This is a genomic window from Listeria booriae (assembly GCF_000766865.1).
GTDB classification, from domain to species: Bacteria; Bacillota; Bacilli; order Lactobacillales; family Listeriaceae; genus Listeria_A; species Listeria_A booriae.
Genome location: NZ_JNFA01000031.1, coordinates 44,191 through 56,776, shown reverse-complemented (window position 1 = coordinate 56,776; position 12,586 = coordinate 44,191). Strand labels below are relative to the sequence as shown.

Below are 12,586 nucleotides of genomic sequence, written 5' to 3'. Positions count from 1 at the left end.
ATCAATGAAGTTCATTTAGTCATTAATAAGGTAAAGATATGCTAGATTTTGACTAGCATATCTTTTACCTCGATTAGAAAATTATTTTGCAACTACAAGGTCAGCGTAAGCAATTCCATTTGCTGATCCTTGACTTAAGAAAATGATCGCGCTAGTGTTTGTTGCCCCTGTTGTGAACGTTAAGGTTCCTTGTGCGTAGTCTGAAGATGTCACGTATGCATTAGTTTGTGAACCGCCAAACGATTTAACACCTACTGCTAAACGAGCTCCTTCTTCTACTTTACCGTATGCAGAAACTGTATATGTTGTGTTTGGTAGTAAGCCAGTAATTGTTTGTTCTACACTAGAATTACCTTCTAGTTTCAGTACTTTATTACCGTTTTCTGTTACGACAACTGGTGTTGATGCTGTAGCTGCTTTCCACGTTTTCCAGCTTGTTAAGTTGTTATCGAATTGGCTGTTTTTTGCTAAGTTGTCTGTTTGAGAAGCTTTTAAGTTTTCAAATAATGTTGTTGCACGTGCTAGTTCTGCATCTAAAGTGGCTTTCGCTGCTAAGTCAGCTGGTACTGCTGCTACTTTTTCTGCTGCCGCTGCTAAATCTGCATCTGTTGTTGTCATTTTGATAGCACCATTGTCGCTTAATACAGGTGTTAAATGTGTTGTGCTGACAGTTGTTTGTGCTGTGAATAGACCTGCCAATGCTTCTGTTGCTGCAATAACTTCTGGGCGTTCTCCTTCTGGTGTTGAGTCTTGAAATCTTACGTCATCGATATAACCAGAACCTGTTCCAGCGCCTTTCATCATGAAAATTGTTGCTGTTTTGTTTGTTGCACCAGTACGGATAGTTACACTTGCTTTTGCGTAGTCTGCACCACTAATACGTGCAGTTTTTTGTGCTCCACCATAGTTTTTGACGCCGACACTTACATAACCGTTGTTGTCAACTTTACCGTAAACTTCAAGCGTATAAGTTGTATTTGGCTGTAAACCAGTGATGATTTGTTCTGTACTTGAGCCTGTTGCAAGTTTCAAGATATTGTTGCCGTTCTCTTGTGTTGTTGTTGGTGGTGTTGAAGTTGCGTTATTCCATGGCTTCCAGTTAGCGATTCCATTGTCGAATTCGCCATTTTTCACTAAGTTGCCTGTGTCTGCTGCACTGCGGATGTCCCAAAGATCTTGCGCTGTTTTCAATGTCGCTAGTAAGTCAGCTTTTGATTCATAGCTATCTTTCATTGCGTCTACGATTGCTTTTGCTGCATCAATTTCTGCTTGTTTTGTTGTTATTTTTAGTGCACCATTTTTGTAAAGTGTTGCTGCGCTATCATTCACGCCAATAACTGATAGATTGGTAAACAACTTGTCAACTGTGTTCGTTGCTTCTATTACTTCTGGAATTAGATCTTCGCCATTATCTGCTTTTGCAATAACAAAGTCTGCGAAACCATTTCCAGATCCGGCGCTTTTCAATAAGAAGAAAGTAGCTGATTTAGCATTAGCTCCTGTTGTGAAAGCGATTTGGCCTTTACTATAATCCGCACTTGTCACACGGATACTTTGCTGTGTACCACCGTGGTTTTTAATACCCGCAGATAGGAAGGTTTTATCGTCTACTTTACCGTAGAATGTTAGGACGTAATTTGTATTTGGTTTTAAGCCTTGGATTGTTTGTTCAATACTTGAGTTAGAAGCAAGTTTGACTGCATTATTTACAACGCCATCTTTAGCAACTACTGTTGGAGCGCTTGAGCCTGTACCAATCCATGTTTTCCAACCATTTAAAGCATTATCAAAATTACCATTGACCACGCGATTACCAATTTGTTCATTGTTACGTGCGATTAATAGGTCTTGCGCTTTTTTAAGTTGTGCTACTAATTCAGCTTTTTCAACTACCTTATCTGGTACTAGATCTAATTTATCTTGTGCTTCATAAACTTTGGCTTGTGTTGTGTCAAGCTTCACTGCACCATAAACATCTGTTTTTTGACCAAAGTTGACTAGTGTTGTCAATAAGTCTTGAATCGCTTCTTGTGCTGCGATAAATTCTGGTGAAGTTGGACCATTTTTAATATCGAGTAAATCTTGTGCTTTGTCTAGTTCTTTTTGTAGGTCCTTTTTGATTGTTGGATCGGTTACTTTGTTGATTAGATCTTGTGCTGCATCAATTACGCTTTGGTCCGTTGTTTCTTTGATAATACCTGTTGATGGGTTGTTACCTTGGAACAATTCGTCAACTGCGTTTTTCGCTGCTTCTTCACGTGCTTTTTCGGCTTTCTCTGAGGCTACCTTTTCTGCTAGTAAGTCTTGTGCTTTGTCTAGTTCTTTTTGTAGGTCCTTTTTGATTGTTGGATCGGTTACTTTGTTGATTAGATCTTGTGCTGCATCAATTACGCTTTGGTCCGTTGTTTCTTTGATAATACCTGTTGATGGGTTGTTACCTTGGAACAATTCGTCAACTGCGTTTTTCGCTGCTTCTTCACGTGCTTTTTCGGCTTTCTCTGAGGCTACCTTTTCTGCTAGTAAGTCTTGTGCTTTGTCTAGTTCTTTTTGTAGGTCCTTTTTGATTGTTGGATCGGTTACTTTGTTGATTAGATCTTGTGCTGCATCAATTGCGCCTTGGTCTGTTGTTTCTTTAATAACACCTGTTGATGGGTTGTTACCTTGGAACAATTCGTCGACTGCTTTTTTCGCTGCTTCTTCACTCGCTTTTTCGGCTGCTTTTTCTGCGGCTTTATTTCTTGCATCTAGTAGTTCTTGCGCGCGATCTAGTGTTTTTTGTAGGCTATCTCTTACCGTGCTAACTTTGACAAGGTCAATTTGTGATTGTGCTGTGTCAATTGCTAATTGATTTGTGATGTCTTTAATTTCATCTGTTGCAGGATCATTATCTTGGAATAATTGATTTACAAGGAAGTTAGCGATTAGTTGTTGACCTTGATCCTCTGCTTGCAATTCTTCTGCAATTTTAGCGTCTAGTAATTCTTGGGCACGATCTAGATCCTTCTGTAAATCTGCTTTGATTGTTGGATCTGTTACTTTGTTGATTAGGTCTTGTACTTTATCAATAGCTTCTTGATTTGTTGTATCTTTGATTTTCCCATTCACATCATTGCCGTTGAATAGATCTTTCAAACCTGCTTCTGCTGCTTCTTGACGTGCTTTTTCAGCATTTTTTTCGTTTAATAGATCTTGGGCTTTGTCTAATTTCTCTAGTAGTTCTGCTTTTTTCGTCTCATCTTGTATAGCATTTACTAGGTTTTTAGCATCGTCAATAGCTTTTTGATCTGTTGTGTTTTTCAAAGTATTACTTGCTGGTGTGTCGTTTATAAATAGCTCGTTAACTGCTTTTTCTGCCGCTTCTTCGCGAGCTTTTTCAGCTGCTACTGCATTACGGGCGTCTAATTGGTCTTGTGCTTCTTTTAGAATGTTTTCTAATTCTGCTTTCTTTGTTGGGTCTGTTACTGCATCTACTAATTTTTTCGCGTCATCTATTGCTTTTTGATTTGTTGTGTCTTTGATTGTTCCGTTAACATCATTGTTGTTGAATAGATTTTTCACGCTTGCGTCAGCTGCTTCTTGACGCGCTTTTTCCGCTGCCTCTGCTACATTACGGGCATCTAATTGCTCTTGTGCTTCTTTTAAATTCTTTTCTAATTCTGCTTTCTTTGTTGCGTCTGTTACTGCATCTACTAATTTTTTCGCGTCATCTATTGCTGTTTGGTTTGTTGCATCTTTGATTGTTCCGTTAACATCATTGTTGTTGAATAGATTTTTCACGCTTGCATCCGCTGCTTCTTGACGCGCTTTTTCCGCTGCCTCTGCTACATTACGGGCATCTAATTGCTCTTGTGCTTCTTTTAAATTCTTTTCTAATTCTGCTTTCTTTGTTGCGTCTGTTACTGCGTTTACTAATGTTCTAGCGTCATCTATTGCTTTTTGGTTTGTTGCGTCTTTGATCGTTCCTTTAACATCATTGTTGTTGAATAAGGCTTTTACACTTGCTTCCGCTTTATCTGAAACTACTTTTTTGTCTGCCGCTACCTGCTTGGCAGATTTAGCAGCACTTATATCATAGAAGAACATATCGTGTTGAGTAGTTGCTGGACCAGTTATCTCGATATAAACCCGTGTCTCAGATTCAGTTGCAGTAAAAGTTACGTATCTTAGGATATCTACGGCTTCCCCAACCCCAGACTCCTGAAAAGCAACCATGGAATTTTTTCCAGCCTTTAGCTTAATCGTTCTATCCATATATTTTGGGACTTTAAATTTTAAGCCAAAGGTGTATTCTTTACCAATTTCTGTAGAAATCGTTTGTCCCAAGGTATCATTTTGCCCTGCTTTAAAATCAAGTGCAATTCGGTGATCATCATAAATTTTAGACTTCCTACCATCAATACTACTTATTGCGTAATTACCTTCTATTTTGAGTTTAGAATATCCATACCAACTATTCCAACTAAAAAGTTGCTTATCGTTATTAGGATTTATAGTGATATCTGAACTAATCAAATTTGGATTATCTACTAAATTTGTTGGTGCGATTACTTCTGTAGCTGCTACATTTGGTGTATACATACTATAGGGTGTTAACACACTCGAACTAATAATTGCTGTTACTGCTAAAGTACTAATTGTTTTTTTCATTTGTAATTATTCCTACTCTCATTTTTTATTTACTATTTTTGAACTTGTATTAATGCTTTTTTATTTTGTAATAAAATCAGTTGTTCACTTGGCTTAAACGATACTCTTATACATCCTAACTCATCATTTTCGTTACACTCTCATTCTCTACATGCATAAACTATACTCTTACTACACCACCACCTTAAAGACCGAATATTCCGATTTAATAATATATTAATTAGTATTGTGAACTTTCTTTTATCAACGTTCTTTTATTATTATCTCACCTTTAAATCAATGTATTGTTCTCTTTCTGAACATCTATACATAAATGCTATGAATTTTTCGTTAACATATTACCTTTTGTGTAGTTAATAAGCTAGGAATATACTCAATCTCAACTATTCAAATCTACTTCAGACAAACTAATATTTGTCTCTTACTATCCACTGTGACCAGTCCTTCATGCCTTAATTTTAACAGTATATCACTCAACTTAGTTCTGCTTATTCCAAGATAGTTAGCAATCAACTTCCTCGTGAAAAAGCCCGGTACTACAATCTTATCTTTTTGCACCTCATCTTTCCCAAACTTACTTCCAATCTCCCTTAACTCTAGTAATGTACGTTTTTCATCTGTCGCATCGTTAACAATAATCCTATTCTCATACATGCGATACCTATCTAACATACAAGTATAGTGGTACAGATAACCATCTTGTAAACTCATAATTTTCGCCATGACTTCATTTTTTTCAAATCTTGACATTGTTATTTCATTCAAAGGATTGAGGCTAAATTTAGCCCCTTGAACAGAAGTGCTATCTACTAAACCAAAAAAATCAGCTGGTCCTCGAAAATCGATTACTTGGTCTCCTATATTAATAGCAGCAACTCCATCACTGATGTAATAGACGTAATCAATACTACCTTTTTCCAATTCAACAAATTCACCTTTTTTCAAAATAACTTCCTGCCTCTTTACTTCAAAAAAATCATTATCTAAAAGCATTCTATATAATTTTTCTGTATTAAATTCTTTCTCGATGATTTCGTGTGAATACAAATCCTTTAACAGCACGCTTATCACCTCCTAATACTAAGTATCTCATCAATTTATTGTCACATAATTCTCTATTTGAACATTAGCATATAGATCTTGTGACTTTTCTTTGAATTTTGTTAAATGCCTTACTTTTCATCTGTTCACCAGCTATCTCTTTAGGTATACTTAGATTATATAGTGGTATTTGTTAGTTCGCTATTTTATTTTGTCGATTTTTTCGACACAATTCTATGATTAAGGGAGTGAGATATTGATGAACAATTTTAGTCTAAGCATCATAGCTGATAAGAAAATACGGCGTCAAATCCATTTAGTTGAAAGGATTATGCAATCACCGTATCCTATAGCCTTGGAGGAAATAGCCATTGAATTTGATGTATCTGTTCGTACACTAGAACGAGATATAGCTGAAATAGGGAATATCGATAAGGAATTCGTTGTCCAACACAAAGCAGTTGGATATGAAATTGAAAATACTGCATTAATTGATGATCTTTTACTCGATATATCAGAGCAGTCGCCACTTTTCGTTATTATCCAAAATATGTATGAAGAGATTTACTTAACTATAGATGAGTGGGCAGACGACTTATTTTTATCATCCTCGGCTTTATACCGTTATCTTTCTAGTCTTAAAAATATTCTAAAAGATTTCAATCTAACACTTTCTCTTACGCCAGTTAAAATTGAAGGTGAGGAAGTAGACATTCGTTATTTTTACTTCTATTTCTTCTATAGTACGAATGATATTTCGCCAAAGTATCGTCCTGGGCAAGAGTTGTTTGATATTTTCCAAGCGAATTATGATTTTTTTATACAAAATACGGATATTAGTGTATCTCTTCAACACCGAAGTATTCTTTACTGGACTATGATTGTAAATAAGCGCATTGAACACGAGCATTATATTACAATTCCTGATGAGGTCAAAGTGAAACAGCAGCAGTCCTTAACCTACAAATATATTGAGAAACTTGCGCACGAGATATTGATAACTACGTCTACAACAGATATTCCCGTTGATGAAACTGTTTTTTTAGATATGTTACTTCTGGATAATTATATGTATAGAGAAGGTGTAGCTGGGCCAATTGAAGAGCGCTTGTACCCATTTTTGACTAAGGATCTTCATCTGTTTGTCAATGATTTTTTTGCTAAAGAAAACCTTGCTAAACCTAGTGACGCAACACTTTATATTTTTATTTTTTATATTAGAAATATCTTATTGTTAACGCAACTAACGCCTCTCTTTCAAAAGAACTTTTTTGAGGTGAATCAGTTTGTGAAGACGATGCATTATCCGATGTTTAAAAAATGGATGGCTGCGATCTCTGCTAGCGAAATAGCCGATTTCAAAAAAATTAAGTATGCCGAAGATGTGTGTGTAAATCTAACTATGTTTACGTTGTATGCTAAGAATAAAGATGTTAACAGCATGCCGCATATCCTGTTCTCATTTGATGGAAAAACGGCTTACTTGAACTACTTGCACATGTTTGTGGAGAATTTTATGGGTGGGAATACGGAGGTAACGTTTAGCTATAATAAACATATTACAAATGAACTTGCCAACAGTCTTGGTGTGGACTTAATTGTGAAGAATTATAAAGAAACATCGGAAAATTTCGATTGCCAGACATACAACACATCTCGACATCCTACGACAAAAGATTGGGATAACATTTATCATCTGATTTTAGCAATGCAATCCACTTGATTACAGGAAAAAAGCCAAAGCCATCCGTCGTAACCCCGACCGAGTAGCTTTGGCTTTTATTTAGTTTGTGATTGGGTGTTGGTTCTGATACGCTATGTTTTGAAGTAGTTCTTCGTTTTTATTGAAGTTCTGAAATTTAAAGGAAGTTTAGTCTTAGATGCTTGCATTTGTTTATGCTTAGCGCCTTCGAATCCAGCTTCCTCAGATCTTCAGTCAAAATTGTTGGAACTGATCAACTGGCATTACAAACACCGTTGCACCGCCAACTTGAACTTCGATTGGGTACGGCACATAAGTATCTACCGTTACGCCAAGGGATGCTGCTGGGCTCATGATTTGTTCGCGAGCTTTGCAGTTGTTGCGGATAATATCAAGCGCTTGATCTACTTGTTTGTCTTCCACACCAATAATAAAAGTCGTGTTCCCTGCTTTTAAAAATCCTCCTGTTGATGCTAGCTTTGTCGCGCGAAAATTGGCGTCCGTTAAGGCATCGGATAGGCGGTTACTGTCTTGATCTTGGACAATCGCAAAAATAAGTTTCATGTCTTTCATCCCTTTACATAAGTTTTTTCTTTATTATATCAGAAATTCTACAAAAGCTTTACTAATAAAACCTCACTGTTTTGGCGTATGTAACACCTTTTGTCAGCTTAGTTTCGCTTGGATTCGGTCAAAAATATCCGCGACGATTTCCTCTACTGTTCTCGTGGCATCAATGATTTCAATGCGTTCTGGGAACATATCGCGAACGGTTTCGTAGCCGGCTTGTACTTTGCTGTGGAATGTGACATCTTCCATATCAAGTCGATTGACCTCGCGCCCTTTATTTGCAGCGATTCGCGCCAAACCAACGTCTGCTGGAACGTCTAAATAAAATGTGACATCTGGCATCGTGGTTTCTACGGCGAACTGATTAATTTTCAAAACTTCGTCAATGCCAATATCACGTCCAACGCCTTGGTAGGCCAGTGAACTATCGATAAATCGATCGCATAAAACTAGTTTTCCTTCGGCGAGTGCTGGGCGGATAAGTTCCACGACATGTTGGCGTCTCGCACCTGCAATTAAGAGCGCCTCGGTTTTCGCGTCCATTCTGCTGTCTAGGTCGTTTAAGAAAATGTCCCGAACGACGTCTGAAATTTTGCTACCACCAGGTTCACGCGTTTTGACAAACTGGATTCCTGCTTCTTCTAAGCGCTCTGCTAGTCGCGTGCTGACCGTTGTTTTTCCTGATCCGTCTGGACCTTCTAACGTGATAAAAATACCGTTCATTTTTTGTTACCATCCTTATTCGTTTTCTTAGTTCTAAGCATACCATGAACTGAAGTAAAACGCCTATGTTTATATGAAAATTTTAAGTTTGTTTTCGTGAAGTTTTTCGCCGCCTTGGTAGTGGTGTTGTTTGACTGACTGGAGCGTTTCGATGTGCTGTTCTGTGATTTGTTCGCCGATTAAGAGAATCGGGATTCCTGGTGGATACGGGATTACCATTTCTGCTGCTGTTTTTCCGACGGTAAATTCGAGTGCTTCGAAGCGGCTTGGTCGGTTGTTTGTTGCTGGAATTCTAGTGATTGGTGGGATTTCGATGGTGTGTGTTGTTTTTGGCTCGTCAAAATGGCTGTTTTCCCAGTTTAGTGATGTGGTTGGTGCTGGGAATGTCATGCCGTTTTTGATGAGTGGTAATGTGAGTAGGACATTGGTTGCGTCTGCAAGTTCTGGGAAGTAGCCGGCTTGTTCGAAGATTTTTTGTAATGTGAATCCTGATAGACCAGTTTTGCGAACGATGATTTTCAGTGGGTCGGCTGGTGTGATGACGGTGAGTTTGTTTTGGTGTAGCCATTGTAGCCAGTCGGTGCGCATTGCTTGGAAGGCTTCGATGTCTTGTGCGCTGTAATTTGCCACGTAATGGCGCGCGTAATCAAGGGACGCCATGATGAGGTAGGACGGGCTGCTTGATTGCAATATTTGAAGGTAGCGCGGGATTTCGGCTAGTTCTTCGTGCCATTTTGGTATATGTAAATAGGACCCCATCGTCAATGCTGGCAATGTTTTGTGTGCGGAATGAACGACAACATCGGCGCCGAGTTCGATTGCTGACTTTGGAAATAAAGACGCGTTCGCTTGAAAATGGGCACCGTGCGCTTCGTCGACAAGTACGAGCGTGCCAAATTCTCGACATACGGCGATACATGACACCAAATCATAGTCAAACCCGTAATAACTCGGATAAGTAAAAATGACCGCACGAACTGGCTCTAATCGCAAAGCTTCGCGCAATAATGCCCCCGTGATAACGTTCGCCGTCCCCGTCTGAACTTCTTTTTGTGTCGCCAAATAAATCGCGTGAACGCCTGCCAAATCTAGCGCATGCATCACCGACTTGTGGCAATCTCGCGTCACAATGACCGTATCGCCACGTTTACAAGTTCCTAAAATCATCGCTAAATTTCCGACGGTAGACCCGTTCACTAATAGATAGCTATAATCCGCGTTATAACAAGCTGCTAATAATTGCTCTGCCTCCAATATGGCGCCTTCTGGATGATGCAAATCGTCTAATCCTGAAACTTCCGTGAGATCGTGTTGCAACACTTCTCGATATTTCCCGGGAAATAATACACCATTTTTATGTCCTGGAACATGTAAAGACGTATTTCCAACATGATGCTGCAAGCTCTCCACAATCGGCATTCGTTTTTGCATGCTTTATCCCTCCAAACTTCACTATCTATTGTATCACAAACGTTTAATCTGCTACCATCAGGGAAATTTATATAGTAGTAACTAAAACCAAGGAGGAGACAGCAAAAATGAAAAAGATTCTAAATGAAGTGGATCAAGCTGTAGAACAAATGGTGGAAGGCCTAGTCAAAACGCATAGCGATTTGGTGTATCGTGTGGAAGGCACGCGCGTCATTGCCAGAAACGATAAACGCCCCGGAAAAGTTGGACTAGTAAGCGGTGGCGGCTCTGGTCATGAACCCGCACATGCAGGCTATGTTGGCAAAGGAATGCTTAGCGCAGCAGTTTGTGGTGACGTCTTTACATCCCCGACGCCAGATCAAATTTTGGAAGGAATTAAAGCCGCAGATAAAGGAAAAGGCGTACTTCTAATCGTGAAAAATTACACTGGTGACGTGATGAATTTTGAAATGGCGGCGGAACTTGCCGAAGCAGAAGATATTCGCGTCGCATCCGTTCTTGTGAATGACGATATCGCCGTGGAGGACAGCTCGTTTACAACAGGTCGACGCGGTGTCGCCGGAACCGTGTTTGTCCATAAAATCGTTGGCGCAGCCGCAGAAGCTGGAGCATCTTTGGAAGAACTCCAAGCCCTCGGTGAAAAAGTGGTAGCTTCCGTCAAAACCATTGGCGCAGCCCTATCGGCAGGAACCGTTCCTGAAGTGGGCCATCGCGGCTTTGAGCTACCGGACGATGAAATCGAAGTCGGCGTCGGCATTCACGGGGAACCTGGATCAAGCCGTGAAAAAGTGATGACATCGCATGAACTCGCGAATTTACTTTTTGCACGGATTAACGCGGAACTCATACTTGGCACGGAAGATAAAATCGTCGTTCTCGTTAACGGAATGGGCGCGACGCCACTCATGGAGCAGTATATTTTTGCAAACGATGTCCACCAAGTCATTGCGACACATGGGATTCCGATTGCTAAAACGATCGTTGGCGATTTCATGACCTCCCTTGACATGAACGGCATATCCTTAACAATTTTGAAATTAACGGATGAGAAATGGCTTGATATGGTGAACTACCCTGTCGTAACTAGCGCGTGGAAATAGGAGGGATGGCAATGACTTATAATACAAAATGGGCGGTTCAATGGCTACAAGACTTCAGTGAACGCGTCATTCAAAACAAACAATTACTTAGCGACTTAGACCAAGCAATCGGCGACGGAGATCATGGCATCAACATGGCTCGTGGCCTCACCGAACTCCAAAAAGCGCTAGCCGAAAAAGAACCCGCAAGCGTAAAAGATACATTTAAAACTGCTGGCATGACGATACTTAGCAAAGTCGGTGGCGCTTCTGGACCGCTATATGGCAGTGCTTTTTTGGCTATGAGTAAGGCAATCGATAACGACACATTAACGGAAACCCAACTCATCGAAGCACTCGAAGCTGGGCTGGCGGGAATCGAACATCGCGGCAAATCACATGCCGGTGAAAAAACGATGATTGATGTTTGGGAACCCGTAATTCACGCCCTGCGCCAAGACGAATTGACCAGCGATGTTATCGAAGCCGCCCTTCAAAAAACGAAAGACTTAAAAGCAACAAAAGGCCGTGCTGCCTATCTTGGCGACCGTTCCATCGGCCATCTCGATCCTGGCGCCTATTCCTCTGCATTACTTTTCCAAGCCCTACTTGCACGAGAGGAGGTCAACTAAATGAGCGAAAAATATGGTATTGTGATAATCTCTCATTCCGCAGAAGTCGCGCACGGGATTCACCAAATCCTTCTTGAAATCGCCCGCGACGTCCCGATTACCCATGCAGGTGGCACAGATGAAGGCGGAATCGGCACGAGTTTTGAAAAAGTGAGTATTGCGTTTGAAACCAACGAAGCCGACCATATCTACGCCTTCTACGACCTTGGCAGCGCTAAAATGAACATCGAGACCGTCATGGACATTTCCGACAAAGAAATTCTCCTGTTCGACGTCCCAATCTTAGAAGGCGCCTACGCCACAGCTGCCCAACTGCAAATCGATGAGAAAATCGAAACCATCAACGAAAATCTCAAAACAATTATTGTAAAATAAAAAATGCCTCGCGCTACGATTTTCATGTAACGCGGGGCATTTTGTTTACCAGCTTGCTTTTTTCACGCCAGGAATTTGTCCTTTATGCGCATATTCTCGAAATGTAATCCGTGACATGCCAAATTTACGCATGTAAGCTCTTGGTCTGCCATCTATTAAATCACGATTTTTATAGCGAATCGGGTTGGAATCTTTCGGTAGTTTCGCCAATGCAACAACATCGCCTTTTGCTTTCAACTCACTTCGCAACTCTGCGTATTGTGCAATTAGTTGGCGTTGCTTTGCAGCTTTTGCTATTTTTGATTTCTTAGCCATCGTCTTTCCTCCTCTTTATAAATAGTAATCATTACGATTTACTAAGTATACGCCTGCTTTCGAAATAAAGC

General features: G+C 40.0%; 10 protein-coding genes. 4 read left to right on the top strand and 6 right to left on the bottom strand.

The window, feature by feature from the left end:
* Positions 1–81 precede the first annotated feature (81 nt).
* Together EP57_RS15755 and EP57_RS15750 are read right to left on the bottom strand one after the other, a co-directional pair.
* Positions 82–4,647, bottom strand: coding sequence for a toxin Cry1Ac domain D-VI-related protein (locus tag EP57_RS15755; protein ID WP_036088307.1), 4,566 nt, complete (start codon positions 4,645–4,647; stop codon positions 82–84).
* A 393-nt stretch (positions 4,648–5,040) separates the two neighbouring features.
* On the bottom strand, positions 5,041–5,709 hold the full coding sequence (locus EP57_RS15750; protein WP_036088306.1) for a helix-turn-helix domain-containing protein: 669 nt from the start codon (positions 5,707–5,709) through the stop codon (positions 5,041–5,043).
* 238 nt (positions 5,710–5,947) lie between these two features.
* Here EP57_RS15750 and EP57_RS15745 point away from each other — a divergent pair, with 238 nt between their 5' ends.
* Positions 5,948–7,411, top strand: coding sequence for an AcpB/EbpR/MafR family transcriptional regulator (locus EP57_RS15745; protein WP_036088304.1), 1,464 nt, complete (start codon positions 5,948–5,950; stop codon positions 7,409–7,411).
* 213 nt (positions 7,412–7,624) lie between these two features.
* Here the strand turns inward: EP57_RS15745 and EP57_RS15740 are convergent, their stop codons facing one another.
* From EP57_RS15740 to EP57_RS15730, 3 genes are all read right to left on the bottom strand, one after another.
* Positions 7,625–7,954 carry a cyclic-di-AMP receptor gene (locus tag EP57_RS15740; protein WP_036088303.1) on the bottom strand — a complete coding sequence of 110 codons (330 nt, stop codon included), beginning with the start codon at positions 7,952–7,954 and terminating at the stop codon, positions 7,625–7,627.
* A gap of 102 nt (positions 7,955–8,056) precedes the next feature.
* Entirely contained in the window at positions 8,057–8,683 is a 627-nt protein-coding gene (gene tmk / locus EP57_RS15735) for a dTMP kinase (protein WP_036088301.1), read from the bottom strand.
* 69 nt (positions 8,684–8,752) lie between these two features.
* Positions 8,753–10,114: an aminotransferase class I/II-fold pyridoxal phosphate-dependent enzyme gene (locus EP57_RS15730; RefSeq protein ID WP_036088299.1), complete on the bottom strand. Its 1,362-nt coding sequence runs from the start codon at positions 10,112–10,114 to the stop codon at positions 8,753–8,755.
* A 107-nt stretch (positions 10,115–10,221) separates the two neighbouring features.
* Between EP57_RS15730 and dhaK the strand changes: the two genes are divergently transcribed.
* Genes dhaK through dhaM form a run of 3 tightly spaced genes read left to right on the top strand, consistent with a single transcriptional unit; the run spans position 10,222 to position 12,200 of the window.
* Positions 10,222–11,214 (top strand): dihydroxyacetone kinase subunit DhaK, encoded by a 993-nt coding sequence (gene dhaK, locus EP57_RS15725; RefSeq protein WP_036088298.1) that lies wholly within the window; start codon positions 10,222–10,224, stop codon positions 11,212–11,214.
* An 11-nt stretch (positions 11,215–11,225) separates the two neighbouring features.
* Positions 11,226–11,825, top strand: coding sequence for a dihydroxyacetone kinase subunit DhaL (gene dhaL / locus EP57_RS15720; protein WP_036088297.1), 600 nt, complete (start codon positions 11,226–11,228; stop codon positions 11,823–11,825).
* On the top strand, positions 11,826–12,200 hold the full coding sequence (gene dhaM / locus EP57_RS15715) for a dihydroxyacetone kinase phosphoryl donor subunit DhaM (protein ID WP_036088295.1): 375 nt from the start codon (positions 11,826–11,828) through the stop codon (positions 12,198–12,200).
* Positions 12,201–12,245: 45 nt separating this feature from the next.
* Here dhaM and rpsN read toward each other — a convergent pair whose 3' ends face one another.
* Positions 12,246–12,515 (bottom strand): 30S ribosomal protein S14, encoded by a 270-nt coding sequence (gene rpsN, locus EP57_RS15710; protein WP_036088293.1) that lies wholly within the window; start codon positions 12,513–12,515, stop codon positions 12,246–12,248.
* Positions 12,516–12,586: the final 71 nt, after the last annotated feature.

Coding starts and splice junctions, on each gene's coding strand:
- EP57_RS15755 (WP_036088307.1), bottom strand. CDS start 4,647: ATGAAAAAAACAATTAGTACTTTAGCAGTAACAGCAATTATTAGTTCG.
- EP57_RS15745 (WP_036088304.1), top strand. CDS start 5,948: ATGAACAATTTTAGTCTAAGCATCATAGCTGATAAGAAAATACGGCGT.
- EP57_RS15740 (WP_036088303.1), bottom strand. CDS start 7,954: ATGAAACTTATTTTTGCGATTGTCCAAGATCAAGACAGTAACCGCCTA.
- tmk (WP_036088301.1), bottom strand. CDS start 8,683: ATGAACGGTATTTTTATCACGTTAGAAGGTCCAGACGGATCAGGAAAA.
- EP57_RS15730 (WP_036088299.1), bottom strand. CDS start 10,114: ATGCAAAAACGAATGCCGATTGTGGAGAGCTTGCAGCATCATGTTGGA.
- dhaK (WP_036088298.1), top strand. CDS start 10,222: ATGAAAAAGATTCTAAATGAAGTGGATCAAGCTGTAGAACAAATGGTG.
- dhaL (WP_036088297.1), top strand. CDS start 11,226: ATGACTTATAATACAAAATGGGCGGTTCAATGGCTACAAGACTTCAGT.
- dhaM (WP_036088295.1), top strand. CDS start 11,826: ATGAGCGAAAAATATGGTATTGTGATAATCTCTCATTCCGCAGAAGTC.
- rpsN (WP_036088293.1), bottom strand. CDS start 12,515: ATGGCTAAGAAATCAAAAATAGCAAAAGCTGCAAAGCAACGCCAACTA.